The sequence below is a fragment of the Streptomyces mobaraensis genome (genome assembly GCF_020099395.1).
Classification (GTDB): Bacteria; Actinomycetota; Actinomycetes; order Streptomycetales; family Streptomycetaceae; genus Streptomyces.
The window spans coordinates 2,661,330-2,687,391 of sequence record NZ_CP083590.1; the positions used below are offsets into that span (position 1 = coordinate 2,661,330).

Annotated in this window: 23 protein-coding genes; 11 read left to right on the forward strand and 12 right to left on the reverse strand. The window is 73.8% G+C overall.

Annotated features, from left to right (window positions below; genetic code table 11):
* Window positions 1-3: 3 nt before the first annotated feature.
* Window positions 4-864: a dihydropteroate synthase gene (gene folP / locus K7I03_RS11240; protein ID WP_185941747.1), complete on the forward strand. Its 861-nt coding sequence runs from the start codon at window positions 4-6 to the stop codon at window positions 862-864.
* 75 nt (window positions 865-939) lie between these two features.
* On the opposite strand, the gene K7I03_RS11245 is transcribed toward folP, so the two are convergent.
* Complete coding sequence (locus tag K7I03_RS11245) at window positions 940-1,689, reverse strand: LOG family protein (protein ID WP_185941748.1); 750 nt, start codon at window positions 1,687-1,689, stop codon at window positions 940-942.
* A gap of 80 nt (window positions 1,690-1,769) precedes the next feature.
* Entirely contained in the window at window positions 1,770-2,852 is a 1,083-nt protein-coding gene (gene dapE / locus K7I03_RS11250) for a succinyl-diaminopimelate desuccinylase (protein ID WP_224346995.1), read from the reverse strand.
* Window positions 2,853-3,019: 167 nt separating this feature from the next.
* On the opposite strand from dapE, the gene K7I03_RS11255 reads away from it, so the two are divergent.
* Window positions 3,020-3,937, forward strand: a complete 918-nt coding sequence (locus K7I03_RS11255; RefSeq protein WP_185941750.1) for a hypothetical protein — start codon at window positions 3,020-3,022, stop codon at window positions 3,935-3,937.
* A gap of 327 nt (window positions 3,938-4,264) precedes the next feature.
* The gene (locus tag K7I03_RS11260) at window positions 4,265-4,711 is read left to right on the forward strand and encodes an ATP-binding protein (protein ID WP_185941751.1); all 447 of its coding nucleotides are present in this window, start codon (window positions 4,265-4,267) and stop codon (window positions 4,709-4,711) included.
* A 153-nt stretch (window positions 4,712-4,864) separates the two neighbouring features.
* On the opposite strand, the gene dapC is transcribed toward K7I03_RS11260, so the two are convergent.
* Window positions 4,865-5,986 carry a succinyldiaminopimelate transaminase gene (gene dapC / locus K7I03_RS11265; protein WP_185941752.1) on the reverse strand — a complete coding sequence of 374 codons (1,122 nt, stop codon included), beginning with the start codon at window positions 5,984-5,986 and terminating at the stop codon, window positions 4,865-4,867.
* A gap of 111 nt (window positions 5,987-6,097) precedes the next feature.
* Entirely contained in the window at window positions 6,098-6,418 is a 321-nt protein-coding gene (gene fdxA / locus K7I03_RS11270) for a ferredoxin (protein ID WP_004950253.1), read from the reverse strand.
* A gap of 114 nt (window positions 6,419-6,532) precedes the next feature.
* Here fdxA and K7I03_RS11275 point away from each other — a divergent pair, with 114 nt between their 5' ends.
* Together K7I03_RS11275 and K7I03_RS11280 are read left to right on the forward strand one after the other, a co-directional pair.
* Complete coding sequence (locus K7I03_RS11275; protein WP_185941753.1) at window positions 6,533-7,516, forward strand: GNAT family N-acetyltransferase; 984 nt, start codon at window positions 6,533-6,535, stop codon at window positions 7,514-7,516.
* A gap of 111 nt (window positions 7,517-7,627) precedes the next feature.
* Complete coding sequence (locus tag K7I03_RS11280; RefSeq protein ID WP_185941754.1) at window positions 7,628-8,461, forward strand: transglutaminase-like domain-containing protein; 834 nt, start codon at window positions 7,628-7,630, stop codon at window positions 8,459-8,461.
* A gap of 19 nt (window positions 8,462-8,480) precedes the next feature.
* On the opposite strand, the gene K7I03_RS11285 is transcribed toward K7I03_RS11280, so the two are convergent.
* The 8 genes from K7I03_RS11285 to K7I03_RS11320 all read right to left on the reverse strand — a co-directional run bounded on the left by K7I03_RS11285 (window position 8,481) and on the right by K7I03_RS11320 (window position 17,178).
* Complete coding sequence (locus K7I03_RS11285; RefSeq protein WP_185941755.1) at window positions 8,481-9,119, reverse strand: response regulator transcription factor; 639 nt, start codon at window positions 9,117-9,119, stop codon at window positions 8,481-8,483.
* 75 nt (window positions 9,120-9,194) lie between these two features.
* Window positions 9,195-10,382, reverse strand: coding sequence for a sensor histidine kinase (locus tag K7I03_RS11290; protein WP_224346996.1), 1,188 nt, complete (start codon window positions 10,380-10,382; stop codon window positions 9,195-9,197).
* Between the two features lie 48 nt (window positions 10,383-10,430).
* Complete coding sequence (locus tag K7I03_RS11295; RefSeq protein ID WP_185941756.1) at window positions 10,431-11,171, reverse strand: ABC transporter permease; 741 nt, start codon at window positions 11,169-11,171, stop codon at window positions 10,431-10,433.
* Window positions 11,168-12,127 carry an ABC transporter ATP-binding protein gene (locus K7I03_RS11300; RefSeq protein WP_185941757.1) on the reverse strand — a complete coding sequence of 320 codons (960 nt, stop codon included), beginning with the start codon at window positions 12,125-12,127 and terminating at the stop codon, window positions 11,168-11,170. The genes K7I03_RS11295 and K7I03_RS11300 overlap by 4 nt, the downstream gene beginning before the upstream one ends.
* 172 nt (window positions 12,128-12,299) lie before the next feature.
* Window positions 12,300-15,368 (reverse strand): hypothetical protein, encoded by a 3,069-nt coding sequence (locus K7I03_RS11305; RefSeq protein WP_185941758.1) that lies wholly within the window; start codon window positions 15,366-15,368, stop codon window positions 12,300-12,302.
* 228 nt (window positions 15,369-15,596) lie between these two features.
* Window positions 15,597-15,980 (reverse strand): DUF6113 family protein, encoded by a 384-nt coding sequence (locus K7I03_RS11310; protein WP_185941759.1) that lies wholly within the window; start codon window positions 15,978-15,980, stop codon window positions 15,597-15,599.
* Window positions 15,974-16,903 carry an N-acetyl-1-D-myo-inositol-2-amino-2-deoxy-alpha-D-glucopyranoside deacetylase gene (mshB, locus tag K7I03_RS11315; protein WP_185941760.1) on the reverse strand — a complete coding sequence of 310 codons (930 nt, stop codon included), beginning with the start codon at window positions 16,901-16,903 and terminating at the stop codon, window positions 15,974-15,976. The genes K7I03_RS11310 and mshB overlap by 7 nt, the downstream gene beginning before the upstream one ends.
* Before the next feature lie 80 nt (window positions 16,904-16,983).
* The gene (locus K7I03_RS11320; RefSeq protein ID WP_004954526.1) at window positions 16,984-17,178 is read right to left on the reverse strand and encodes a hypothetical protein; all 195 of its coding nucleotides are present in this window, start codon (window positions 17,176-17,178) and stop codon (window positions 16,984-16,986) included.
* Window positions 17,179-17,404: 226 nt separating this feature from the next.
* Here K7I03_RS11320 and K7I03_RS11325 point away from each other — a divergent pair, with 226 nt between their 5' ends.
* The 6 genes from K7I03_RS11325 (at window position 17,405) to K7I03_RS11350 (ending at window position 26,062) form a co-directional block, all read left to right on the forward strand.
* Entirely contained in the window at window positions 17,405-19,525 is a 2,121-nt protein-coding gene (locus K7I03_RS11325) for a S9 family peptidase (RefSeq protein ID WP_185941761.1), read from the forward strand.
* Window positions 19,526-19,908: 383 nt separating this feature from the next.
* Window positions 19,909-20,916, forward strand: coding sequence for an ABC transporter permease (locus K7I03_RS11330; RefSeq protein ID WP_224346997.1), 1,008 nt, complete (start codon window positions 19,909-19,911; stop codon window positions 20,914-20,916).
* Window positions 20,917-21,011: 95 nt separating this feature from the next.
* Complete coding sequence (locus tag K7I03_RS11335; protein WP_185941763.1) at window positions 21,012-22,805, forward strand: ABC transporter substrate-binding protein; 1,794 nt, start codon at window positions 21,012-21,014, stop codon at window positions 22,803-22,805.
* Between the two features lie 87 nt (window positions 22,806-22,892).
* Entirely contained in the window at window positions 22,893-23,870 is a 978-nt protein-coding gene (locus tag K7I03_RS11340) for an ABC transporter permease (RefSeq protein WP_185941764.1), read from the forward strand.
* Between the two features lie 51 nt (window positions 23,871-23,921).
* Window positions 23,922-25,046, forward strand: coding sequence for an ABC transporter ATP-binding protein (locus K7I03_RS11345; protein WP_224346998.1), 1,125 nt, complete (start codon window positions 23,922-23,924; stop codon window positions 25,044-25,046).
* Window positions 25,043-26,062 (forward strand): ABC transporter ATP-binding protein, encoded by a 1,020-nt coding sequence (locus K7I03_RS11350; RefSeq protein ID WP_185941765.1) that lies wholly within the window; start codon window positions 25,043-25,045, stop codon window positions 26,060-26,062. The genes K7I03_RS11345 and K7I03_RS11350 overlap by 4 nt, the downstream gene beginning before the upstream one ends.

A 26,062-nucleotide genomic window follows, 5' to 3' on the forward strand; every position in this document is an offset into this window, starting at 1 on the left:
AGAATGCTGCGGCTGGGACGACGCGAGTTCGGGGCCCATGAGCCGGTGATCATGGCGATCGTCAATCGGACGCCGGACTCGTTCTACGACCGGGGGGCCACCTTCCAGGACGAGCCCGCGCTGGCCCGGGTCGAACAGGCGGTGGCCGAGGGCGCCGCGATCATCGACATCGGCGGGGTGAAGGCCGGTCCCGGCGAGGAGGTGACGGCCGAGGAGGAGGCCCGGCGGACCGTCGGCTTCGTCGCCGAGGTGCGCCGCCGCCACCCGGACGTCGTGATCAGCGTGGACACCTGGCGGCACGAGGTCGGCGAGGCGGTCTGCGCGGCCGGCGCGGACCTGCTGAACGACGCGTGGGGCGGGTTCGACCCCCGGCTGGCCGAGGTCGCCGCCCGGCACGGCGCCGGCCTGGTCTGCACCCACGCGGGCGGCGTCGCGCCGCGCACCCGGCCGCACCGGACCGAGTACGAGGACGTGATGGCGGACATCCTGCGGGTCACCGTGGGGCTGGCCGAGCGGGCGGTCGCGCTCGGCGTGCGGCGCGACGGCATCATGATCGACCCGGGGCACGACTTCGGGAAGAACACCCGGCACTCGCTGGAGGCCACGCGGCGGCTCGGCGAGATGGCGGAGACCGGCTGGCCGGTGCTGGTCTCGCTGTCCAACAAGGACTTCGTGGGCGAGACGCTGGACCGGCCGGTCAAGGAGCGGCTCCTGGGAACGCTGGCCACGACCGCGGTCTCGGCCTGGCTGGGCGCCCGGGTGTACCGGGTGCACGAGGTGGCGGAGACCCGGCAGGTGCTGGACATGGTGGCGTCCATCGCCGGCCACCGGGAGCCGGCGGTGGCCCGGCGCGGACTGGCGTAGCGGTAGCGCGCGGAGCGGGTGGGCCGAGCGGGGCGGGGGCGCGGGACCGTAGCCGCGCCCCCTGCTCGCCGGCCCCTACGCCCCCGCCTCCTTCGTCACCAGCGTGATGGCCTCCTCCACATCGTCCGTCACATGGAACAACTGGAGGTCGTGCGCCCCCACCTTGCCCTCCGCCACCAAGGTGTCCTCGATCCACCGCACCAGCCCGCGCCAGTACTCCGAGCCGAAGAGGACGATCGGGAACCGCGTCACCTTCTTCGTCTGCACCAGGGTGAGCGCCTCGAACAGCTCGTCCAGCGTCCCCAGCCCGCCCGGCAGCACCACGAAGCCGCTGGCGTACTTCACGAACATCGTCTTGCGGACGAAGAAGTAGCGGAAGTCGACCCCGAGGTTCACATAGGGGTTGATGCCCTGCTCGAAGGGCAGCTCGATGCCGAGGCCGACGGAGACGCCGCCCGCCTCCATCGCGCCCTTGTTCGCCGCCTCCATCGCGCCGGGCCCGCCGCCGGTGATCACGGCGAAGCCGGCCTCGACCAGGCCCCGGCCGATCGCGGTCGCGGCCTCGTACTCCGGCGAGTCCCGCCGGGTCCGGGCGGAACCGAACACACTGATCGCCGGGGGCAGTTCGGCGAGGGCGCCGAAGCCCTCGACGAACTCGGACTGGATGCGCAGCACCCGGAACGGGTCCTCGTGCACCCAGTCCGCCGTCCCCCGGGTGTCCAGCAGATGCTGGTCCGTGGTGCCCTGCTGCATCTGCCCATGGCGTCGCAGCACCGGCCCCCGGCGCTGCTCCCGCCGCGTACGCGCCCCGTCGGAATTGACCATTCCGTGCTCCCTCCGCTGCCGTTGGTGCAGTTCAGCGTAGGCCCAACGGGCGGGAACTGGGGTCCCCGGGCGGTGTGGGATCAGGCCGTCAGCCAGGCCCGCAGCCGCTCCTCGCACTGGTGGATCCGTGCCGTGACCACGTGTTCGTCGCGCTTGTGCGCGAACAGCGGGTCCCCGGGGCCGTAGTTGACGGCGGGCACCCCGAGGGCGGAGAAGCGGGCCACGTCGGTCCAGCCGAACTTGGGCCGCGCGGTGCCGCCGACGGCCGCCATGAAGGCCGCCGCGGCCGGGTGCGAGAGGCCGGGGAGAGCGCCGCCGGAGTGGTCGTCGACGGTCATCTCCGTGACACCGCAGCCCTCGAACACCTCGCGGACGTGGGCCAGCGCGTCCTCCGCCGAGCGGTCCGGCGCGTAGCGGAAGTTCACCGTCAGGGTGCACTCGTCGGGGATCACGTTGTTCGCCACCCCGCCGCCGATCCGGACGGCGTTGAGGCCCTCGTGGTACTGGAGGCCGTCGATGACGGGCCGGCGCGGCTCGTAGGCGGCCAGCCGGGCGAGGGCCGGCGCGACGGCGTGGATCGCGTTGGAGCCCATCCAGCTCCGGGCGGAGTGGGCGCGTTCGCCCGCGAAGCGGAGGATCACCCGCAGGGTGCCCTGGCAGCCGCCCTCCACCTCGGCGTCGGAGGGTTCGAGGAGGATCGCGAAGTCGCCCGCCAGCCAGTCGGGGTGGGCCTTCGCGACGTGCCCGAGGCCGTTGAGGTCGGCGGAGACCTCCTCGTTGTCGTAGAAGACGAAGGTGAGGTCGCGGTTGGGCTCGGGCACGGTCGCGGCGACGCGCAGCTGGACCGCGACGCCGGCCTTCATGTCGCTGGTGCCGCAGCCCCAGAGGACGCCTTCATCGTCCAGCCGGGACGGGACGTTGTCGGCGATGGGCACGGTGTCGATGTGCCCGGCGAGGACGACGCGTTCGGCCCGGCCGAGGTGTGTGCGGGCGACGACGTTGTTGCCGTGCCGGTCCACCGTCAGGTGCGGGAGCTCCCGCAGGGCCCGCTCGATGGCGTCGGCGAGCGGTCCCTCCGTACCGCTGACCGACGGGAAGTCGACGAGGCGCGCGGTGAGCGCGGCGGCGTCGAGGGACAGGTCGAGTGCGGCGGCGTGGTCCATGCAGGCGACTCTAACCCGGAGCCGCGGGGGCCGGCCCGGCCCGGACGGACGGCCCGTCGGGAACCCGCCGCCACCGGAATCGTCCCCTCCATCCGCGGGCCGCCCGCCCTGACACCGCGTCCGGACGAAGCGGACCGCCACCCGCCGCGTCAAGTAACGTGGGCCGCATGCCCCCGATCTTCGCTGTCCGCCGCGGCCGACTGCTGCGCGTCGGGGCCGCCTGCGGAGTGCTGCTGGCGCTGGCCGGATACCTGGTGGCGCACTACCTGACGGCCGGCCCGGGCGCCCCGCGCTGCACCGTGTTCGTCGACGGGGAGTCGTACTCGCTCGACCCCGAGCAGGCGGGGAACGCCTCGGCCATCACCGCCGTGGGGACCTCGCGCGGGCTGCCGGAGCGGGCCGTGACGATCGCCCTGGCCACCGCGATGCAGGAGTCGGGGCTGCGCAACATCCACCACGGCGACCGGGATTCGCAGGGCCTGTTCCAGCAGCGGCCGACGCAGGGCTGGGGCACGGCCCGTCAGATCACCGATCCGGTGTACGCGTCGGGCTCGTTCTACGAGCACCTCGTCCAGGTGCCGGGCTACTCGCGGCTGCCGCTGACGGTGGCGGCGCAGCGGGTGCAGCGCAGCGGGTTCCCGCAGGCGTACGCGAAGCACGAGCCGGGGGCGTCGCTGCTGGCGGCGGCGCTGACCGGGCGGGTCCCGGCCGCGTTCAGCTGCGCGACCAGCCCCAGCGACGGGAAGCCGGGCGACCCGGCGGCGCTGCGGGCGAAGCTGCGGCGGGACTTCGGCGCGGAGGTGCTGCCGGCCGCGGAGGCCGCCGGGCGGCAGGGCGCCGCGGCGTCCCGGACGGTGACCGTCCCGGCCCGTCCGGTGCGGACGGCGGCGACGGACGACGGGCCGCGGCGGCGCGGCTGGGAGCTGGCGTCGTGGGCGGTGGCGAACGCGGCCGAGCTGCGCGTCACCCGGGTGGCGTTCGACGGCCGGGTGTGGACCGCCGAGGAGTCCCGGGCCGGCTGGCGTACGGAGACGGGCCGCGCCGGCGAGGGCGCGGCGGCCGTCCGGATCACCACCGCCCAGTAGACCGCTCAGCAGTACGAGCGTGCCCCCGTCGGGGGCATCCGCCGGAACGGAAGGTTGCCGCCTGGGAGGGCGGGGTATACGCCCGCGCCCGATGCGGCGGTTCCGGGTCGCGCCGCTGGTGAACAGAGGATTGTCGGCCTTTTCCCTCCCCCGGACGCCCGACTGGTTTGCCCGATTGTTCACAGAACTGATAATGCGACGCATTACCAACTCTTTACACAAGGCCACCGCAACCTTCGGAGGGCTCGGGCGGTAGTCACTGCGTCCGCACGCCGGACAGCGAACGACAGTCACACCCGTCGAAGCACACCCCGTCGAAGGAGCAACATGTCCCTCCCCCTCACGCGTCGGATCGCCCAGGTCGCCCTGCTCGTCGCGGCGGGCACCGCCCCCGTCGTCGGCGCGGCCGGCGCGGCGAGCGCGGACGCGCTCAAGGCCCCCGAGCTGGGCGGTCTGACCGCGGTGGACGCCACCCAGGTGGGCAACCACGTCGAGACGGTCTCCAAGACGGCCGACGCGGTGACGACGGACGCGGGCAACAAGGTCGTGCACACCGCCCTGCCCGCCGCCAAGAAGGCGCTGGGCACCACCAGCACCACCGGCAAGGCCACCCTGCACTCCGGCCAGAAGACCGCAGGCCACCTGGCGGGCACCGCCGGTTCGGCGGTCGGCGGCGCGGCCAAGACCGTGGGCAAGGGCGGCGCGATGGGCAAGGGCCTGCCCACCGACCAGCTCGGCGGTGGCGTGACCAAGTCCCTGCCGCTCGGCGGCTGAACCGGCCGGAGCGTACGGCGCGAGCGGATCGCCGGTCCGGTCCGGGGCCGCGTCCACCGGCCCGCGGACCGGACGGCACCACCGTCGGCGACGCGTCCGGCACGTGAGGGCCCGGGAGATCCCGGGCCCTTCACGCGTGCGCGGACCGGCGGCTCAGTCCGCCAGGCGGCGGACGGCCGCCTCCACCCGCTCGTCGGTCGCGGTGAAGGCGATCCGCACGAAGCGCTCGCCCGCCGCGCCGTAGAACTCGCCGGGCGCCACGAGGATGCCGCGCTTCGACAGCTCCCCGACGGTGTCCCAGCACGGTTCGTCCCGCGTGGCCCACAGGTACAGCGACGCCTCGCTGTGCTCGATGCGGAACCCGGCGCCCTCGAAGGCGGCCCGCAGGGCGGCCCGGCGGCGGGCGTAGCGCGCCCGCTGCTCGGTGACGTGCGCCGTGTCGCCGAGCGCGGCCACCGTGGCGGCCTGCACCGGGGCGGCGACCATCATCCCGCCGTGCTTGCGGATCCGCAGCAGCTCGCCGAGGACGGCCGCGTCGCCGGCGAGGAACGCGGCCCGGTAGCCGGCCAGGTTGGAGCGCTTGGACAGCGAGTGGACGGCGACGATCCCGTCGTACGAGCCCCCGCAGACGTCCGGATGGAGGACGGAGACCGGCTCGGTCTCCCAGCCCAGCTCCAGGTAGCACTCGTCGCTGACGAGCAGGACGCCGTGCTCGCGGGCCCAGGCGACCGCGCGGCGCAGCTCGTCCGCCGACATGACACGGCCGGTGGGGTTCGAGGGCGAGTTCAGCCAGAGGAGCCTGAGGCCGGCCGGGTCGAGCTCCGCCACCGCGGCGTCGGACGTGAAGGTCTCGGCGTCGTAGACGACCGGCTCGGCGCCCGCCAGCCGCGCGCCCACCTCGTACGTCGGGTAGGCGAGCCGCGGGTAGGCGACCCTGTCGCCCGCGCCGAGGCCGAGCTGGGTGGGCAGCCAGGCGACCAGCTCCTTGGAGCCGACCACCGGCAGCACGTTCTCGTGCGCCATCCCGCGGGCGCCCAGCCGGCGCTCCGTCCAGCCGGTGAGCGCGTCGCGCAGCGCGGCCGTGCCCCAGACCGTCGGATAGCCGGGGCTGTCCGCCGCCTCGGCGAGGGCCCGGCGGACCAGCGCGGGGACCGGGTCCACGGGCGTGCCCACGGAGAGGTCCACGATGCCGTCGGGGTGCGCGGCTGCCGTGGCCTTGTAGGGCTCGAGGCGGTCCCAGGGGAAGACGGGGAGGCGGGAGGAGACTGCGGTCACGCTGGGCTGCTCGCTCTCTTGGGCTGGGAGTGGTCCGTGAAAGTAGGGGGAATGCCGCGGCCCCGTACGGCGGTGGGCTGTACGGGGCCGGGTGCGGTGCCTAGGGGCAGCTCACTGGTTCTGCGGCGGCAGCGCGGCGATGAACGGGTGGTCCCGCTCGATCAGCCCCAGCTTGGAGGCGCCACCCGGCGAGCCGAGCTCGTCGAAGAACTCGACGTTCGCCTTGTAGTAGTCCTTCCACTCGTCCGGGGTGTCGTCCTCGTAGAAGATCGCCTCCACCGGGCAGACGGGCTCACAGGCGCCACAGTCGACACATTCGTCCGGGTGGATGTACAAGGACCGGGAGCCCTCGTAGATGCAGTCGACGGGGCACTCCTCGATGCACGCCTTGTCCTTCACGTCGACACAAGGCTGCGCGATGACGTAGGTCACGCTGTCGTTCCTCCTCGGTAGGGGTCATCTCGCGCGGGAGCGCGGCGTCGTCGATGCCCACACCTAGTATCTCCGTTCCGGGGCTCATCACGAACAGGAGGGGCTGGGAGAGCTGTGGAATTCACCACGGGCGGACGGCTGGAAATACGGATCAGTTCCGAAGATGTGGGAAAAAGGGTGTCGGTGCGGGCACTGAACGACCGCACCTCTTCCCCGGAGCGGTTCGCCGACGCCGTCGGAGTGCTCACCTCCTGGACGGATGGTGTGTTGCGGATCACACGCCGCGACGGGCGGACGGTCGAGGTCGCGGAGGACGCGCTCGTCGCGGGCAAGGTCGTCCCGGCCGCCCCGGCGCGGCGGCGCGGTCCGGCGGCGACGCTGCGCGAGCTCCAGGACGTCGCCGCGCGCGGCTGGCCCGCCACCGAGACCGGGCGGCTGGGCGACTGGGCGCTCCGCGCCGCCGGCGGCTTCACCGCCCGCGCCAACTCGGCGCTGCCCCTGGGCCGTTCCGGGCTGCCGCTGCCGGAGGCGGTGGACCGGGTCACCGCCTGGTACCACGAGCGGGGACTCCCGGCGCGCGTCCAGGTCACCACCGGCGACCCGGCGGAGGACGAGCGGCTCGACGCCGGGCTGGCCGCCCGCGGCTGGACCGCCGAGCGGTACGCCCTGATGCGGACGGCCGCCCTGGCACCGGTCGCGGACGCGGCGGAGGACGTCGATCAGGTGCTGTTGAGCCGCGAGCCGGACGAGGCGTGGCTGGAGATGTACGGGCGCGTCGAGAACCCCGGCGCCGCCCGCGCGGTGCTGGCCGGCGGGCCGTCCGTGTGGTGCGCGAGCGTTCCCGGCGCCGCCATCGGGCGCTGTGTGGTCGACGGCCGGTGGGCGGGGTTCGCCGCCCTGGAGGTCTCCCCCGAGCACCGGCGGAAGGGGCTGGCGACGCGGGTCATGGCCGCGCTGGCGCGGCGGGCGCTGAACGAGGGCGCCTCGGCCGCGTACCTCCAGGTCGAGACCGGCAACGCGGGCGCGCTGGCGCTCTACGACCGGCTCGGCTTCACGACGCACCACGCCTACCACTACCGTCGCGAACCGGAGCACTGAGCGGCGGGCGTGCGGGGAGCGCCGCGGAGGGATCACCATGGGAAGCCTGGAGGGCGGCGGGCGGCGCGCGGAGACCGCGCGGCCGGCCCTCATGACCTGGGGAAGGCCGGAATGACCGAGACCAGCGGCCGGCGGCGGTTCGCCGAAGCGGCCCGCGACGAGCGGCCCGACCTGGCGCTGCTGTGCCTGCTCATCGCCGCCGAGGCCGACCCCGGGCTCGGTGAACGGGAGCTCGACGCGGCCCAGATGGAGCTGGACCGCCTCGCCGGGATGCTGCCGGCGCTCGGCCGGCACGCCGAGCCGGAGCGCTGGGCCGCGGCCCTCGCGGAGCTGCTCGGCGAGCGCTGCGGCTTCCACGGGACCCCCGCCGACTACCGGCGGCTGGAGTCCTCGCTCCTCACCTCGGTGCTGGAGCGGCGTCGGGGGCTGCCGATCCTGCTGTCCGTGGTGTGGCTGGAGGTGGCCCGGCGGGCCGGGGCGCCGGTGTACGGGGTGGCGCTGCCCGGCCACTTCGTCGTCGGCTTCGGCGCCCCCGACGGGCGGCATGTGCTCGCCGACCCGTTCGAGGGCGGGCGGACGCTGTCCGAGGAGGAGGCGGGGCTGCTCGTCGCCGGCGCCACCGGCACCCCGGTGCCGCCCGCCGCGTTCTCGCCCGCCGAACCCCTGGAGATCGTCCTCCGCATCCTCAACAACATCCGCGCCTGGGCGACGGCCCGCCCCGAGCGCGGCGGCGTCCGGCTCTGGGCCGTGGAACTCTCCCTGCTCCTCCCCGGCCACCCCGCGCGGCTCCGCCATGAGCACGCCGAACTCCTCGTGGAGCGCGGGGAGTTCGCCCGTGGGGCGCGGGAACTGGAGGAGTACGCCGAGGTGATCGCCCCGGTGGAGCCGGAGACGGCGGAGGCGGTGCGCCGGCAGGCGCTGGCGGCGCGGGCGCTGCTCAACTGACGCCGAGCCGCGGGACCGTTCAGAGCCACCCCTTCTCCCGCGCGATGCGCACCGCGTCGGCCCGGTTCCGCGCCCCCGTCTTCTGGATCGCCGTCGACAGGTAGTTGCGGACGGTCCCGTGCGACAGGTGGAGCCGCTTCGCCAGTTCGGCGTTGGTCGACCCGTCGGCCGAGGCGCGCAGCACCGACCGTTCGCGCTCGGTCAGCGGGTCCGCCCCCGCGGCGAGGGCCGCCGCCGCGAGCGCCGGGTCGATGACCCGCTCGCCGCGCAGCACCCGGCGTACGGCGTCCGCCAGCTGGGCCGCCGGGGCGTCCTTGACCAGGAAGGCGGACGCGCCCGCCTCCATCGCCCGGCGCAGATAGCCGGGGCGGCCGAACGTCGTGAGGATGACGATCCGTACCTCCGGTGCCTCCCGTCCCAGCAGCGCCGCCGCCTCCAGGCCGGTCAGCCCGGGCATCTCGATGTCGAGCAGTGCCACGTCGGGCCGCGCCCGCCGGGCCGCCTCCACCACCTCGTCCCCCCGCGCCACCTGCGCGACGACCTCGATGTCCGCCTCCAGGTCCAGCAGCGCGGCGAGCGCCTCGCGGACCATGGACTGGTCCTCGGCGAGGAGGACGCGGACCGGTGGGGAGGACGGCTCGGCGGAGGTTTCGCTCATGCCGTCAGGGTAGGGGGCGGCGGCCGGCGCGCGGTGCGTCGGTGCAGTTGAGAGGGGAGGTGAGGGGCCCGCGGTTCAGGAAGCGCGTTCCGGCGTCTCCGCCGGGGCCGGTGTCTCCGGTGCCGCGCGGACCAGGGGGACGCAGGCGCGGAGGCGGAAGCCGCCGCGGGGGCCGCGGCCGGTTTCGAGGCGGCCGTCGGCGAGGGCGAGGCGTTCGGCGAGGCCGGTGAGGCCGTTGCCGTGCGGGCACTGGGGGCCCTGGCCGTCGTCGGTGACGGTGAGGCGGAGTTCGTCGCCGCTCTCGGTGAGGGAGACCTCGCAGCGGCGGGCGCCGCTGTGCCGGACGGTGTTGGTGACGGCCTCGCGGAGGGCCCAGGCGAGGGCGCCCTCGGCGTCGGGGGCGAGGTCGGGGTGGCCGGTGCCGGCCCGGGTGAGGTCGGCGGTGATGCCGGCGGCGGCGAGGGCCGTCCGGGCGCCGGCGAGTTCGCCCTCCAGGGTGGGGCGGCGGAAACCGGTGACGGCCTCGCGGACGTCGACGAGGGCCTGCCGGCTGACGCGTTCGATGTCGGCGACCTGCTGGGCGGCCTGCTCGGGGCGGTCCGGCAGCATCCGGCCGGCGAGCTCGCTCTTGAGGGTGATGAGCGAGAGGGAGTGGCCGAGCAGGTCGTGCAGGTCGCGGGCGAGGCGGAGGCGCTCCTCGTTGGCGGCGAGCTGGGCGACGGCGGCCCGTGCCTCGCGGAGTTCGCGCATGGTGCGGCCCATCTGGACGACGGCCGTCATCGCCCCGCCGCCGAGCAGCGTGGCCGTGAGCACCATGAACAGGCCGCTGTCCGCGTGGCCGCTGAGCAGGCCGAGGGCCAGGACGGTGGCGCCGATCGCGGCGATGGCCCGGGCCGCCAGGCGGACCGGCAGCAGGACGGCGCTGGAGATGGAGACGTAGACGAGCAGGGTGAGCCAGGGGCCGCCGAGCGTCGCCACCATGAGCAGGGACAGGACGTACAGCCCGGCCAGGACGCCCAGCTGCCCCCGGTTGGCGACGTCGCCCGACCGGGGGCCGAAGAGGAGATACAGGTAGCCGGCGAGGAAGGCGGAGAGCCCGCACCAGCCGAACGCGGTGGCGGTCGGCGAGTGCCGGCCGCCGGTGAGGTCGGCGACCGCGTATACCAGATAGGTGAGGTACAGGACGGTCCAGCAGGACTTGACCAGGACCTGCCGCCGGGTCTCCGGGGCCCTGCCGATCATCATGTCACCGTTTCCGTCCATGTCCCCGAGTCTCCCTCAGGGCCCCCGGGAGCCGGGGGCCGCGCCGGCTCACGCCTTGTGGGTGTCCTTGCGGTACAGCCAGGCCGCGGCGCCGCTGAACAGCGCGAGGTAGCCGACGAGCAGCAGGACGTCCCGGGCGCCCGGCGCGTCGCCGCGCTCGATGGCCTGGCCGAGTCCGGCGTAGGCGTGGGTGGGAACGTATTCGGCGATCGTCTGGAGCCAGTGCGGGAAGGTCGCGGAGGGCATCCACAGACCGCCGAGGGCGGCCAGGCCGAAGTAGACGATCATCACGATGGGACGGACGGCGTCACCGGTGGCCAGGTAGCCGATGGCCACGCCGAGCGCCGCGAAGACGCAGCTGCCGGCCCAGATGGAACCGGTCAGGGCCAGCCACTGCCACGCCTCCAGGCGCACGCCCTTGGCCGCGGCCGCGATGGCGAACACCACGAGGATGCCCGGCAGGGAGACCACGGCGGCCGAGGCGATCTTCGCGGTCACATAGCCGCGGCCCGGCAGCGAGGTCAGCCGCAGCTGGCGCACCCAGCCCTTCTCGCGCTCCTTGGCGATGCGCTCGGCGTTGCCGATGAGGACGGCCGTGATGGCGCCGAAGGTGGCCATGGAGACCATGTACAGCACCGGGAAGGTCAGCCCGGTGTCGCCCAGCTTCTCGTCGCTCTTCGCCCCGGACGCGATCAGCAGGTAGAGCGCCGCCGGATAGAGCACCGAGAAGAACATGAACTTCTTGTTGCGCAGGGTGCGCGAGACTTCCAGCCGGATCAGGGTGTTCATGAGGAGACCGCCTCCCCGGCGGTGGCGGCGTCGGTGATGGCGATGAAGGCCTGCTCCAGGCCGAGGCCCGCGACCTCCAGGTTGCGCGGGTAGAGCCCGAGCCCGTACAGCGCGTGCACGGTGGCGTCGGCGTCGTGGGACTGGATCCGGACGGTGCGGCCGGAGACCTCCAGGGCGGCCAGCATCGGCAGGGAGCGCAGGGCGTCCTGGGGGATCTGCCCGTCCAGGTCGAAGACGATCCGGCGGGCGCCGGCCTTGGCCTTGATCTCGGCCGCGGAGCCGTCCGCGAGGATCCGGCCGCGGTGGAGGACGATGACGCGGTCGGCGATCGCGTCGGCCTCCTCCAGGTAGTGGGTGGCGAAGAGGACGGCCCGGCCCTCGTCGGCCTGGCGGCGCATGGCGCCCCAGAACGTCTGGCGGGAGGTGACGTCCATGCCCGTCGTCGGCTCGTCGAGGACGATCAGGTCGTTCGCGCCGGCCGTCGCGAGTGCGAAGCGCACCCGCTGCTCCTGGCCGCCGGAGAGCTTGTTGACCAGCCGGTCCGCGATCTCGGTGATGCCCGCCTGCTCCATGACCCGGTCGACCGGATACGCGCGCGGGTGCAGGTCGCAGGCGAGGCGCACCAGTTCGCGGACGCGGACGTCCTCCATCAGGCCGCCGCTCTGCAGCATCGCGCCGACCATGCCCTGTTCGAGCGCGCGCTGCGGGGTGGTGCCGAAGAGCTCGACCGTGCCGGAGTCGGCCTGGCTCAGGCCGAGGAGGAGATCGAGGGTGGTGGACTTGCCGGCGCCGTTGGGGCCGAGGAGGGCGACGGTCTCGCCCGGGTAGAGCTGGAGATCGAGATCGGCCACGGCCCGTACGGTGCCGTAGCTCTTGTTGACGTTCGCGAAGCTGACGGCGGGAACGGCTCCCGCGCGCCGGCTGTCCCCCGTGAACGTCCCTGCGGTGATGGTCATAGGGCCATCCTGGCCGGGCGGCGGCGCGCGGGGCAGTGTCGGGCGTCGTGTGCTCGGCATGACAGATGTCATGTCCCCGCCTCGCCCGGGGCGGGTGTGATACGGGCGGTACGGGAAGGTCCCCGTGCCGGTGACCGGGACGGGGACCTCCGCACGCCGTGCGTGCCGGGTGTCAGCCGACGTTCGTCTTGATGACGACCAGCCGCTCGGCCGGCGTCTTGCCGCGCAGCGCCTTGCCCAGCGCCCCGGCGACGTCCTGCGGGGTGACCGGCGTCTTGCTGCCGTTGCCCCGGGTGATCAGCACGCCGTCGAAGCTCTTGCCGTACAGCGACTTGATCGCCTCAAGGTTGTAGCTCTCGACCAGCTTGCCGCCGACCTCCTTGACCGTGAGGATCTTCGGAAGCGAGAAGGCCGGGCCGAACTGGACGCGGTGCGCCAGGTCGGTCTGGATCGTGACCCGGTCGGACATCGCCGGCTTGGCGAACTCCTCCATCATCCGGTCGACCTCGGCGTTGGACACCTTCGGCTGCCGGCTGGTGGTCGGCAGCGTCACGGGGACGTCCTCGCCGGTCTCGACGCGCTGACGGTAGGCGTCGGCCACGGCCTGGACGCCCTTGTCGACGTCCACGCCCTGGTACGGCTTGCCGTACACCGGGACCGCCTTGCCGGGGACGAAGCGGATCGTTCCGTCCTTGGCACCGCCGGTCTCGCCCGCGAGGGACTTGAGCGCGGCGGCGACCTTCTCCTCGTCGACGGTCACCGTCGGCCGGGCCGTCTTGCCGCTGCCCACCAGGGAGCCGACGACGGTGACGGGGTTGTAGTCCCGGCCGGAGACCGAGCGGACGGTCTCCTGGGTGTCGATGGACAGCCCGGCAACGGACGGCTTCAGGTCCACCTTCTTGTCGCCGATGGTCACCTTCAGCGGCGCGGTGGCGCGGCTGCCGACCTTGGCGTCGAGCTTCTGCACGGCCTGCTCCTTGGAGCTGCCGCCGATGTCGACACCGAGCACGGTGGTGCCCTGGGGGACGTCGGAGTGGTTCATCACCAGGCCGGCGCCGTAGGCGACACCGCCGAGGACGACCACGCCGCCGGCCAGCAGGACGAGCTTGTTGCGCCCCTTCTTCTTGGGCTTCTTGGCCGCGCCCTTCGCGGCGGCCTTGGCCGGGGGCTTCGGGGCGCTCGGCGGAGTGCCCTGGACCACGCCCGGCGGCTTGGGGACCGACGGACCACCGGGCTTGGGCACGGCGGGGCCGGCACCGGCGCCGGGACCGGACGCCGACGGGGCGCCCTGGCCGGCCGCCGCGCCCGTCTTCGGCTTCGGCACGGCGATGCGCGGGGCACCGCTGTCGACGGGCGGCTTGGGCACGGCGACGCGGGGCGCGCCGCTGTCGAGCGGCGGCTTCGGGCCGCCGGGGGCCTGGGGGCCGCCCTGGGCCTTCGGTCCGGCCGGGGCCTTGGGACCGCCCGGGGCCTGCTGCCCGGCCTTCTGCCCGCCCGGTGCGGTGTGCCCGCCGGGCGCCTTGGGTCCACCGGGTGCCTTGGGGCCGCCCGGCGCCTTGTGCCCGCCCGGCGCGGGGACCGGCGGCATGCCGCTGACCAGCGTCTCCGCGGCCGGGTTCGGGCGCATGGCGCCGGGCGGCGGCGGGACGGAGCCCGGGACACCGGGCGGCGGCACCTGCGGGCCCGGCCGCTGCTGACCGCCGGGCTGCTGACCGCCCTGCTGCTGGCCGAACGGCTGACCGGCCTGCGGAGCGCCCTTGGCGCCCTTCTTCTTCTTGCTCTGCTTCTGCTTCTTCTGCTGCTGCGCGGGGCCGGGCGCGGGCGGCGGCACGACCGGGGACTGCCCCACGGGCGGCGGCACCACGGGGAAGCCGTCGTGCGGGGTGTCCGTCCGGTTGCCGACGGGGAACGGCAGGCGGGGGCCCTGCCCCTGGCCGCCCTGGCTCCCCGGCCCGGCCTGGCCGCCCTGACCGGGGGCCTGGCCCTGGCCCGGGAACGGCGGCGCCGGGAACTGCTGGGTGGTCTCCGGGGCACCCGGCCCGTTCGCCGCTCCGGCGCCGGGCCCGCTCCACGGCGCGCCGCCGGGGGCCTGGGGGCCGCCGGGGCGCGAGGGGGCGTTGCCCGTCAGCGCGTCGGCGGTCCAGGGCGCTCCCCCGGCCGCCGGGGTGGTGTCGAAGGGGTCGCTGGGCAGCGGCGTCGCGCCGGTGACGGACGGGTCGCCGGGTACGGGCATGGCACCCGTGGTCTCCGGGCCGCCGGGCCACGGCGTACCGCCCTGGCCGGGGAACTGCCCGTGGGCCTGGTGGCCGCCGCCCATGCCCGGGTGCGCTCCCTGGCCGGGGGCCGGGCTCGCGAACGGGTCACCGGGGACGGGCCCGGCGCCGGTCGTGGCGGGGTCGCCCGGCCAGGAGGCGTTGCCGCCCCCCGGCATCTGCCGCATCTGCTGCGTCGGGTGCGACTGCTGCGACTGCGGGTACGGCGACTGCGCGCCGCCGAACGGGTCGCCGGACGGGCCGGGGCCGCCCGACCACGGGCTGCCCCCCTGTCCGGCCTGCCCGGCCTGTCCCGCCTGGCCGCTCCGCCCACCCTGGGCGCCGGGGGCACCCGGGACGCCCGCGCGCGGCACCGCGCCCGTCGTCGACGGGTCGCCGGGCAGCGGCGGGTGCGGGGCGGCACCGCCGCCGGCGAGGTCGCGCGGTATGCCGGGCACCGGGCCCGTACCGGCGTCGGCGCCCGTACCGGGCACCGGGCCGCGCGGCGCGGGGGTGCGGCGGGGCAGACCGTCGGCGCCGGCCGCGGGGGAGCCGCCGGGCGGCGTGGAGCCGGCGGCCGGCTTGCGGGGCGCGAACCAGTCGCTGGTCTTCTCGGCCGGGCGCTCCGGCTCGGGGGCCGGGGCGGCGGGCGGCTCGGGCCGCCGGGCGGGCGCGGCGGCCTGCGGACGCTCGTCCGCCTCGCGCTGTCGCACCGCGCCCTGAGAGGTCTCGGGGGCCGCGGCGGCCTCGCCGGCCTGTGACTCGTCGCCCACGGGCGTCCGCATGACGACCGGCGGGATGGGACGCGAACCCGGGATGTTGATGCGGATCCGCGTGGTCAGCGTGGTCTCGGTCTTCGGCGCGTCCGGCTTGCGTCCGGTGGTCGGCCGGCCGTCGCCCGCGGATCCGTAGGGCTGAGTCCCCGACGGATACGCGGCACCACCGCGGCCCTGGGGCCCGGAGGACGGACTGTCAGATTCTCGGCTCAAAGCAGGTTCTCCCGGTTATTCTCCGCCGCCCTCCGACCTCTCCGGGGTCGCCCATGCCCAAGGTCAGGGGGGCTCGGCGGCGCCACCACCATACTGGGCACCGCGGGCGCGCACTTGACGAGCGCCGGATACCCAGGCCGCCCACCGGCGATACGCGCCGTCGCGGCCCGCACGGGGGCGGGCGACATCAAGGAAAAGTCAGGCGAAACGCCGGACAAAACAGTCGCCTCACGGGCCAAGTCGACTGTCGCGCCCGTTCGGTTGCGGATTTCGGACCAGCGTGGCACAGATCACAACGACGACCATCCCGCCCAGCATGAAGACGTTCGACCCGATCCCGGCCTCGAACAGGAAGTCCCCCTCGGGCCGGTTGAGGGCGAGCAGCAGCACCGCGAGCAGCCAGCCGACGCCGCCCACGGCGGCCCCCGTCCGGCCGCCCGTCAGCGCCCGTCCGCCGTAGCAGAGGCCGCCGACGGCGAGCAGGGCGAGCAGCAACCCGCCGGGGAACCAGGCGCCTTGCACCAGCGCGCCCGCGACGCCGACCAGGAAGCCCAGGACGAGCAGGCCCAGATGGGAGACGACCTTCCCGGCCGTCAGAGTGCCGGTCAGCATGCCGCACCCGGCCCTTCGACGCCCTCGGCCGCACCGGCGACCCCGGCGAACAGGTCGTCCTCCCGGTCCGCGGCCGCCTTTCCGCGCACGAGGCGGTAGTACTCGTCGGCGAGGAGCGGCTGGCCCAGCTCGTTGGAGAGGGCGAAGAAGTGACCGTCCACCACGATCTGGGTGACGTGCGCCCGCATGGCCGCCGCCTTCGCGGCGAGATAAGGGGCCGTGTGCGGGGCGGCCGTCACCTCGTCGTCCGGGACGACGCCCGGCACGTCGTCGAGCGCGGCGACGCCGGGGAACGGCCGGGGCTCCCCCTCCGCCGCGGCCTCGCGCAGCCGCGCGAAGCCCGCCTCGACGACCGAGCGCGGGACGCAGTTCCAGTACACCTTCGCCACCCGGTGCGGCTCCCCGAGGTCCCGGCGGAACGCGGGCTCGGCCGCCAGCTCCACCGCGCGCATGGCCACCCGGTGCGCCTGGATGTGGTCGGGGTGGCCGTAGCCGCCGTGCGGGTCGTAGGTGACCAGCACCTGCGGACGCACCTCGCGCATCACCTCGACGAGGTACCCGGCGGCCTCGTCGACGTCCGCTCTCCAGAAGCTCCCGGGACGGTCGTTCTGCGGCGCGCCCATCATCCCGGAGTCCCGGTAGCGCCCCCGGCCGCCCAGGAAGCGGTGGTCGGTGACGCCGAGCTCCTTCATCGCGGCGGCCAGTTCGCCCGCGCGGTGGGCGCCGAGGGCGTCCTCCCGATCGGCCGCGAGGTGGGCGAGGCCCGGCGGGATCACCTCGCCCTCCTCGCCGAGGGTGCAGGTCACCAGGGTGACGTGGGCACCCTCGGCCGCGTACTTGGCCATGGTCGCGCCGTTGTTGATCGATTCGTCGTCCGGGTGCGCGTGCACCAGGAGCAGCCGGCGGCCGGGAAGGTCGGTCATGGGAACAGCCTACGAGCCGGACGGCGCGGCACGGGAGCCGACCGCGGCGCCGCGCGGGCGCCCGGGACCTGCCGGCGCGGTCAGAACTTGATACCACCGATCATCGCGGTGACGCTCTTCGTCAGCTGGTGGAGGGTGGGGGCGACGGTCGAGCTCGCGAGGTAGAACCCCAGCAGCACGCAGATCGCGGCGTGGCCCGCCTTCAGCCCCGACTTCCGGCACAGCAGGATCACGATGATCGCCAGCAGCACCACCGCCGAAATCGAGAGCGCCACAGCGGTTCACCTCCAGATACGCGGTCGAACGGACGGCAGACGGACGGCAGGTCGAACGGCGCGCACGGGCCCGTGGGGACACGCGGCGGAGAAGCGGGGGCGTCCCCCCTCTGCGTGAAGGATCATAACTATCCGCACAGCTCCCGTGACTCGGTGCACAGGAGCGCGCCCGGGGCGCACGGTGACTTCTCGCCGCGCGGCACCGGCCGGCCCTAGGCTCGGCCGCATGACCGGACAGCTCTCGTTCCCCCGCCAGTACGCCCGGACCCAGCACTTCACCCTGGGCGCGCCCCGTGCGTTCACCGTGGCACCGGACGGTTCACGCGTCGTCTTCCTGCGCTCCCGTTCGGGCACCGACCGCTCTCATGTGCTGTGGGTGCTCGATCTCGACGACGGCCGGGAGTACCCGGCGGGCGATCCGGCGGCGCTGCTGGGCGGCGCGGAGGAGGAGTTGTCGCCCGAGGAGCGCGCGCGGCGCGAGCGGGCGCGCGAGGGCTCGGCGGGCATCGTGGGCTACGCGGTGGACGGCGCGGCCGAGTTGGCGGCCTTCGCCCTGTCGGGGCGGCTGTTCGTCGCCGAGCTCCAGGGCGGGAGCACCGTCGAACTCCCCGTGCCGGGACCGGTCACGGACCCGCGGCCGTCGCCCGACGGCCGGCACGTCGCGTACGTCGCGGGCGGGGCGCTGCGCGTGGTGGAGGCGGACGGCGGCCAGGACCGGCCGCTGGCGGAGCCGGAGTCGGCGGACGTCACCTGGGGGCTGGCGGAGTTCATCGCGGCGGAGGAGATGGACCGCTCGCGCGGCTTCTGGTGGTCGCCGGACGGTACGGCCCTGCTGGCGGCCCGGGTGGACGAGGCGCCCGTGCGCCGCTGGTGGATCGCCGACCCGGCGCGGCCCGCCGAGGTCCCGGCCGAGATCGCCTATCCGGCCGCCGGGACCCCGAACGCGGAGGTCTCGCTGGCCCTGCTGGGCCTGGACGGCTCCCGCACGGAGGTGGCGTGGGACCGCGCCCGCTTCCCGTACCTGGCCCGGGTGCACTGGTCCGCGGGCGGCCCCCCGCTGCTGCTGGTGCAGGCTCGCGACCAGCGCACGCAGACCGTCCTGGAGGTGAACACCGCCACCGGCGCCACGCGTGCGCTCCTCACCGAGGAGGACCCGGCGAATTGGCTGGATCTTTTCCCCGGGGTGCCCGCGTGGACGCCCGACGGCCGGCTGGTGCGGATCGCGGATACGGACGGGGCGCGCGCCCTGGTCGTCGGCGAACGGGTGCTCACCGGACCCGAGTTGTTCGTCCACGACGTGCTCGACATCACCGATGAATCGGTGCTGGTCAGGGCATCCGCCGGGGCCGCCGCGGACGATCCGGAGCCGGGCGCGGCGCACGTCTGGCGGATCGGCGAGGGGGGCGCGGAACGGCTCTCCGACCGGCGCGGGCGGCACTCCGCCGTGCGCTCCGGGGCGGTCACCGTGCTGGTCTCGGCCGTACCGGACCGGCCCGGGAGCGAGGCCGTCGTCCTGCGCGACGGCAAGCCGGTGGCCACCGTGGCGTCGCTCGCCGAGACCCCCGTGCTCTCCGCACGCCCCCGGTTCACCCGGTCGGGGGATCGCGGGATTCCGTGTGCCGTGCTGCTGCCGACCGGCTACCGCGAGGGCGACGGTCCGCTGCCCGTCCTGATGGACCCGTACGGGGGACCCCACGGCCCCCGGGTGGTCGCCGCGCACAACGCGCACCTCACGTCCCAGTGGTTCGCCGACCAGGGCTTCGCGGTGGTCGTCGCCGACGGCCGGGGCACCCCGCACACCTCCCCCGCCTGGGAGAAGGCGATCCGCGACGACTTCGCCGGCGTCACCCTCGACGACCAGGTCGACGCCCTCCACGGCCTCGCCGGCCGCTTCCCCCTCGACCTCGGCCGCGTCGCCATCCGCGGCTGGTCCTACGGCGGCTACCTCGCCGCCCTCGCCGTCCTCCGCCGCCCCGACGTCTTCCACGCGGGCATCGCGGGCGCCCCGGTCACCGACTGGCGGCTGTACGACACGCACTACACCGAGCGGTACCTCGGGCTGCCGGACGACCGGCCGGAGGTGTACGAGCGGAACTCCCTCGTGAGCGAGCGGGGATTGTCGGGCGCCGCCCCGGAGCGGCGCCCGCTGATGATCATCCACGGGCTGGCGGACGACAACGTGGTCGTCGCCCACGCGCTGCGGCTGTCGTCCGCGCTGCTCGCGGACGGGCGGCCGCACGAGGTGCTGCCGTTGTCCGGGGTGACGCACATGACCCCGCAGGAGCAGGTGGCCGAGAACCTGCTGTTGCTGCAGGTGGACTTCCTGCGGCGGTCGCTGGGCGGGTGAGGGTGCCCCGGTCCCGCCCTTTCGCCGTTTCCCGGGGGCAAGCCCCCGGACCCCCGGAACCGCGCTCCGCGCGGTTGTCCTCAAACGCCGGACGGGCTGAAGTGCCCGCCCGGGCGCACTATCCAGCCCGTTGGGGGTCCCCCTCTGGGGGAGTTTGAGGACGAGCGGCGAAGCCGCGAAAAAAGGGGGGGCTGGGGCGCAGCCCCCGGAATCGGCGAAGGTGGGGGCACCCCCTCTGGGGGAGGGACCGGGGCACGATTCCGCACCACCCGCCGCAGCCCTCTTGACCGCGCGGTAACTCCGTTGCCACAGTCCCGTCCAACCGGCGTGTGAGCCCGACCACACCGCCGGGACACACCGACGACACAGCGGGGGGCCGCGCCATGACGAGTCCTTCCCCGACCGTTCCGCCTCCCCCGCCCGCCGGGGCCGTACCGGTCGCACCACCGGAACTCGCGGGCCGCTCCCCAGGACGCCTGATGTGGCTGCGGTTCCGGCGCGACCGCGCCGGCGTCGTCTCGGCCTGCGTCGTGGTGTTCTTCTTCGCCGTCGCGGCGGCGGCACCGCTGGTCTCGAAGCTGTACGGGAAGACCCCGACGGCGACGTACGGGCTGGACGAGACGGGCCTGCTCAACGAGTACGGCTACCCGATCGCCCCCAACGGGGGGATGTCGGGCCGGTTCTGGTTCGGCATCGAGCCGACGCTCGGCCGGGACGTGCTGACGCAGCTCGTCTACGGCATCCGCACCTCGCTCCTGATCGCCGCGGCGGCCACCGTCCTGTGCGTGGTGACGGGCGTGCTGATCGGGGTGACGGCCGGGTACGTGGGCGGGCGGACGGACTACTTCCTGGGGCGGTTCATCGATCTGCTGCTGGCGTTTCCGCAGCAGTTGTCGTTCGTCGCGTTCACGCCGGTCGTCTACGCGCTGTTCGTCAGCCCGGAGAAGGAGACCCCGACCTATCTCAGGGTGGTGACCCTGATCGTGGTGCTGTGGGCGCTGGGCTGGATGGGGTTGGCGCGGCTGCTGCGCGGGCAGGTACTGAGCCTGCGGGAGCGGGAGTTCGTGGAGGCCGCCAAGGTGACGGGCGCGTCGCCGTGGCGGATCATCACCCGCGAACTGCTGCCCAACCTGTGGACGCCGATCCTCGTCCAGTCCACCCTGATGCTCCCCGCCTTGGTCACCGCGGAGGCGGGGCTGTCCTTCATCGGCGTCGGCATCGTGGAGCCCACCCCGGACTGGGGGCGGATGTTCGCCAACGGCGCCAGGTACTACGAGAGCGACATCACCTACATCTTCTTCCCCGGGATAGCGATGATCCTCTTCGTGGTGGCCTTCAACCTCCTCGGGGACTCCGTCCGGGACGCGTTCGACCCCCGGACCCAGCGCTGATCGGGCGCCCAAGGCAAGACAACGGCACGGACAGCACGGCACGTACGGCACAGCACGGCACGTCAACGTCACCACACGGACAGGCAGGTGCACCCATGAGGAGACACGACCGCAGGGCCCCGTACGCCGTGGCCCTGGCCGCCGGGGCACTGGTGGTCTCCGCGTGCAGCAGCGGCGGGGGCGGGGGCGGCGGGGGTGATGCGAAGAGCGAGGGACCCGGCGAGGACAAGACCGTCTCCGCCAACTACTCCATCGGCACCGCCGCCGACGCCGCCGGTCCGGCCCCCGAGGCCGCGGGCGCCAAGAAGGGCGGCACGGTCACCGTCCTCCAGCGGGACGCCTTCAACCACCTGGATCCGGGCCAGATCTACTTCAACGACGTGCTGGCCAACCAGATGCTCTACAACCGCTCCCTCACCTCGTACAAGGTGGACGACAAGGGGCGGGTGAAGGTCGTCGGCGACCTCGCGACGGACTCCGGCACCTCGTCGGACGGCGGCAAGACCTGGAAGTTCACCCTCAAGGACGGGCTGAAGTTCGAGGACGGGTCCCCGATCACGTCCAAGGACGTGCGCTGGGGCATCGAGCGGCTCTACGCCCCGTTCGAGACCGACGGGCCGCTGTACATCCCGCAGTGGCTCAGCGGGGACGGCAACGCCTTCCGCAAGGCGCTGCCCGACGGCCCGTACCAGGGCAAGCACCTGCCGTCGTCCGTCCTGGACACCCCCGACGACAAGACGATCGTCTTCCACTTCCAGGCGCCGCACGCGGACACCCCCTACGCGACGGCCATGCCCAACATCGGGGCGGTGAAGGCGGACAAGGACGGGCAGCGCAAGTACGACAACGCGCCCTTCTCCTCCGGGCCGTACAAGGTGGGCAGTTACAAGGTCGGGAAGTCGCTGACCCTGGTGCGGAACGAGCACTGGGACCCGAAGACCGACCCGATCCGGCATCAGTACGCCGACCGGTACGAGATCAGTTTCGGCCACCAGTTCGCCGACTCCACCCGGCGCTTCCTCGCCGACCAGGGCGGGGACAAGAACGCGCTCTCCTTCAGCAACGGCGTGGCCCCCGAGATGACCGAGAAGGTCCTCGGCCAGCGGGACACCAAGGCGCGCCGGCTGCTGGAGATCCAGCCGTACGTCGACTACATCTCCTTCAACACCACCCGCCTCAAGGACGTCAGGGTCCGCAAGGCCCTCGCCTACGCCATGCCCAACGGGCAGATCCTCCAGCAGAACGGCGGGGCGACGGCCGGTGTCGTGGCCACCAACTACCTCTCCCCCGCCATGGACGGCTACCGGCCGACCGACCCGTACGGGAAGAAGGACAAACCCGCGGGCGACCCGGAGAAGGCCCGGGCCCTGCTGAAGGAGGCGGGGAAGGAGGGGCAGGAGATCGTCTACGCGTACGCCAACACGGACATCCAGCAGAAGATCGCCGTCGTCGTCACCCAGGCCCTGGAACGGGCGGGGTTCAAGGTGCAGAAGAAGGAGATCGACTCCAACACCTGGCGGACCGCCATCTCCGAGGTGGGCAACAAGTTCGACATCTACCGCACCTCCTGGGGCGCCGACTGGCCCGTCTCCTCGACCGTCGTCCCGCCGCTGTACGACGGCCGGCAGATCGCCGACGGCGCGCAGAACTACGGCCACCTCGACGACCCCAAGGTCAACGCGGAGGTCGACCGCATCACAAGGATCACGGATGTGAAGCAGGCGGGCGCCGAGTGGCAGAAGCTGGCCGACCGGATCCTCACCGACGACGTGCCGGGCGTGCCCACGTTCTACAACCGGCTGTTCTCGCTGTGGGGTTCGGGGCTCGGCGGGGTCAAGTACCACCCGGTGTACGGGACGGTCGACCCGACCGGCGTGTTCGTGAAGTGACACCGGCCGTACGGGCGGGGGCCACCCGCCCGTACGGCCGCCACCCCTCCACCAAGCCGGACACCGACCCGTGAAGAGCCCGCAGCCATGCTGAGATTCCTCCTCCGCCGGTTCCTCGGCGCGATCGTCATCGTCCTGCTGATCAGCGCGATCACCTTCTTCCTCTTCTTCGCGCTGCCCTCCGAGCCCGCCCTGATGTCGTGCGGCAAGAACTGCACGCCCGACGCGCTGGCCGTCATCAACAAGAACCTGGGCCTGAACGAGCCGGTGCCCGTCCAGTACTGGCACTACATGACCGGCATCTTCACCGGCCGCGACTTCTCGGTGGGCCACTGCCCGGCGCCCTGCCTCGGCTACTCGTTCTCCAACCAGCAGCCGGTCTGGGACACCATCGTGGACCGCTTCCCGACCACCCTGTCGATCGCCCTGGGCGGGGCCGTCGTCTTCCTCGTCGTGGGCGTCGGCATCGGGATGATCGCCGCCGCCTTCCGGGGCACCTGGATCGACAAGTTCTTCAGCTCGCTGTCGCTGATCGGCAACTCGCTCCAGATCTACTTCGTGGGCGTCGTCGCGCTCGCCGTGTTCGTCAGCGGGCTGCACTGGTTCGACAACCCGGCGTACTACCCGATCACCGAGGACCCCGTGAAGTGGTTCACCGGGATGATCATCCCCTGGCTGGTGCTGTCGATCATCTTCATCGCCAACTACAGCCGGATGACGCGCTCCCAGATGATCGAGCAGCTCGCCGAGGACCACGTCCGCACCGCCCGCGCCAAGGGCCTCGGCCGTCGCACGGTCTTCTTCCGCTACGCCTGGCGGGGGGCGATGACGCCGATCGTCACCCTCTTCGGCATCGACCTGGGGTCGCTGTTCGGCGGGGCGATCGTCACCGAGTTCACGTTCAGCCTGCACGGGCTCGGCCGGCTCGCCGTCTCCTCGGTGAGCGAGACCGATCTGCCCACGCTGATGGCCGTGATGCTCGTCGCCTGTACGGCGATCGTCGTCGCCAACATCGTCGTGGACGCGGCGTACGCGGTGATCGACCCGCGGGTGCGGCTCGGTTGAGGCTCCCCCGGACCCGGCCGAGGCTCCCCAGGACCTGCAAGGAGTTCCCCGATGAATGACACCCCGCCGCCGCCCGGCCCCACGGAAGCGGAAGCGCAACCACCGCCCTTCCTCTCCATCCGCGACCTGCGCGTCCGCTTCCGCACCGAGGACGGCGTCGTCAAGGCCGTCGACGGGCTCTCCCTCGGCCTGGAGCGCGGGCGCACGCTCGGCATCGTCGGGGAGTCCGGCTCGGGCAAGTCCGTGACCGCGCTCACCGTGCTCGGCCTGCACGACCCGCGCACCACCGAGGTCACCGGGCAGGTGCTGCTGGACGGGCAGGAGGTGACGGGCGCGTCCGAATCCGCGCTGGAGCGGCTGCGCGGCGCCAAGGCGGCGATGGTCTTCCAGGACTCGCTGACCGCCCTCTCCCCGTACTACACGGTCGGCCGGCAGATCGCCGAGCCGTACCGCAAGCACACCGGCGCCTCCCGGCAGGCCGCCCGGCGGCGGGCGGTCGAGATGCTGGACCGGGTCGGCATCCCGCACGCCGCGCGGCGCGTCGACGACTACCCGCACCAGTTCTCCGGCGGCATGCGCCAACGCGCCATGATCGCGATGGCGTTGGTCTGCGACCCCGAGCTGCTGATCGCCGACGAGCCGACCACCGCCCTCGACGTCACCGTCCAGGCGCAGATCCTCGACCTGCTCAAGGAGCTCCAGCGGGAGACCGGTTCGGCGATCGTCCTCATCACCCACGACCTGGGCGTGGTGGCCCGCACGGCGGACGACCTGCTGGTGATGTACGCGGGACGGGCCGTGGAGCGCGGCACCGTCCGCGAGGTGCTGGGCGACCCGCGCCACCCCTACACCTGGGGCCTGCTGGGCTCGATGCCCCGGCTGACCACCGACCCGGAGGCGCCGCTGGTGCCCGTCCCGGGCGCGCCGCCCAGCCTGCTGGCGCCGCCGCCCGGCTGCCCGTTCCACCCGCGCTGCGCCTGGACCGGGGAGGTGCCGGGCGACCGCTGCGCCACCGAGCGCCCGGAGCTGCCCGCCGGCCGCGGCGCGGCCTGCCACCTGCCGCCCGGCCGGCGGCACCCCGACTTCGTCGATCCGCCGGCGGGCCCGGAGAGCATCGATCCACCGGCGGGCCTGGGGAACATCGATCCGCCGACGGGCCCGAGGAGCGAGGCATGACCGACGACATCCTGGTCGCCGAGGGGCTGACCAAGCACTTCCCGGTCCTGGGCGGCTTCCCCGTCCGCCGCCGGGTGGGCGCGGTACGGGCCGTGGACGGCGTCGACCTGGCCGTCCGGGCCGGGGAGGGCTTCGGGCTGGTCGGCGAGTCCGGCTGCGGCAAGTCCACCACCGGCCGGCTGCTCACCCGGCTGCTGGAGCCGACCGCCGGCCGGATCACCTATCAGGGTGAGGACATCACCCACGCGGGACGACGACAACTCGCGCCCGTCCGCTCCCAGATCCAGATGATCTTCCAGGACCCGTACTCCTCGCTCAACCCCCGGCAGACGGTCGGCCGGATCATCGCCGGCCCGATGGAGGTCAACGGCATCCGCCCGCCCGGCGGCCGGGAGGCCCGGGTGCGCGAACTGCTGGACACCGTGGGCCTCAACCCCGAGCACTACAACCGCTTCCCGCACGAGTTCAGCGGCGGTCAGCGGCAGCGCGTCGGCATCGCCCGCGCGCTCGCCCTCGACCCGAAGGTCATCATCGCGGACGAGCCGGTCTCCGCCCTGGACGTCTCCATCCAGGCCCAGGTCGTCAACCTGCTGAAGACGCTGCGGCGGGAACTGGGCATCGCCTTCCTGTTCATCGCCCACGACCTCGCGGTCGTCCGGCACTTCTCGCAGCGGGTGGCGGTGATGTACCTGGGACGGATCGTGGAGGTGGGCCCACGGGACGCCATCTACGGCCGCCCCCGGCACCCGTACACCCACGCGCTGCTCTCCGCCGTCCCCGAGGTCCCCCGGCCGGGCGCCCCGGCGGAGGCGGCCCCCCAGGAGCGCATCCGCCTCACCGGCGACGTCCCCTCCCCGGTCTCCCCGCCCTCCGGCTGCCGCTTCCGCACCCGCTGCTGGAAGGCGGCGGAGAAGTGCGCGGTGGAGGAGCCGCCGCTGGTACGGGCGGAGGGGAGCGGGGTGGGGCATCTGTCGGCCTGCCATTTCCCGGAGCCGGTGGCTTCGCCGGAGGGGTGA

Bases quoted from the DNA above. Each gene is read 5' to 3' on its own strand.
- folP (WP_185941747.1), top strand. From the start codon at position 4: ATGCTGCGGCTGGGACGACGCGAGTTCGGGGCCCATGAGCCGGTGATC.
- K7I03_RS11245 (WP_185941748.1), bottom strand. From the start codon at position 1,689: ATGGTCAATTCCGACGGGGCGCGTACGCGGCGGGAGCAGCGCCGGGGG.
- dapE (WP_224346995.1), bottom strand. From the start codon at position 2,852: ATGGACCACGCCGCCGCACTCGACCTGTCCCTCGACGCCGCCGCGCTC.
- K7I03_RS11255 (WP_185941750.1), top strand. From the start codon at position 3,020: ATGCCCCCGATCTTCGCTGTCCGCCGCGGCCGACTGCTGCGCGTCGGG.
- K7I03_RS11260 (WP_185941751.1), top strand. From the start codon at position 4,265: ATGTCCCTCCCCCTCACGCGTCGGATCGCCCAGGTCGCCCTGCTCGTC.
- K7I03_RS11280 (WP_185941754.1), top strand. From the start codon at position 7,628: ATGACCGAGACCAGCGGCCGGCGGCGGTTCGCCGAAGCGGCCCGCGAC.
- K7I03_RS11285 (WP_185941755.1), bottom strand. From the start codon at position 9,119: ATGAGCGAAACCTCCGCCGAGCCGTCCTCCCCACCGGTCCGCGTCCTC.
- K7I03_RS11290 (WP_224346996.1), bottom strand. From the start codon at position 10,382: ATGGACGGAAACGGTGACATGATGATCGGCAGGGCCCCGGAGACCCGG.
- K7I03_RS11295 (WP_185941756.1), bottom strand. From the start codon at position 11,171: ATGAACACCCTGATCCGGCTGGAAGTCTCGCGCACCCTGCGCAACAAG.
- K7I03_RS11300 (WP_185941757.1), bottom strand. From the start codon at position 12,127: ATGACCATCACCGCAGGGACGTTCACGGGGGACAGCCGGCGCGCGGGA.
- K7I03_RS11310 (WP_185941759.1), bottom strand. From the start codon at position 15,980: ATGCTGACCGGCACTCTGACGGCCGGGAAGGTCGTCTCCCATCTGGGC.
- mshB (WP_185941760.1), bottom strand. From the start codon at position 16,903: ATGACCGACCTTCCCGGCCGCCGGCTGCTCCTGGTGCACGCGCACCCG.
- K7I03_RS11325 (WP_185941761.1), top strand. From the start codon at position 17,405: ATGACCGGACAGCTCTCGTTCCCCCGCCAGTACGCCCGGACCCAGCAC.
- K7I03_RS11330 (WP_224346997.1), top strand. From the start codon at position 19,909: ATGACGAGTCCTTCCCCGACCGTTCCGCCTCCCCCGCCCGCCGGGGCC.
- K7I03_RS11335 (WP_185941763.1), top strand. From the start codon at position 21,012: ATGAGGAGACACGACCGCAGGGCCCCGTACGCCGTGGCCCTGGCCGCC.
- K7I03_RS11340 (WP_185941764.1), top strand. From the start codon at position 22,893: ATGCTGAGATTCCTCCTCCGCCGGTTCCTCGGCGCGATCGTCATCGTC.
- K7I03_RS11345 (WP_224346998.1), top strand. From the start codon at position 23,922: ATGAATGACACCCCGCCGCCGCCCGGCCCCACGGAAGCGGAAGCGCAA.
- K7I03_RS11350 (WP_185941765.1), top strand. From the start codon at position 25,043: ATGACCGACGACATCCTGGTCGCCGAGGGGCTGACCAAGCACTTCCCG.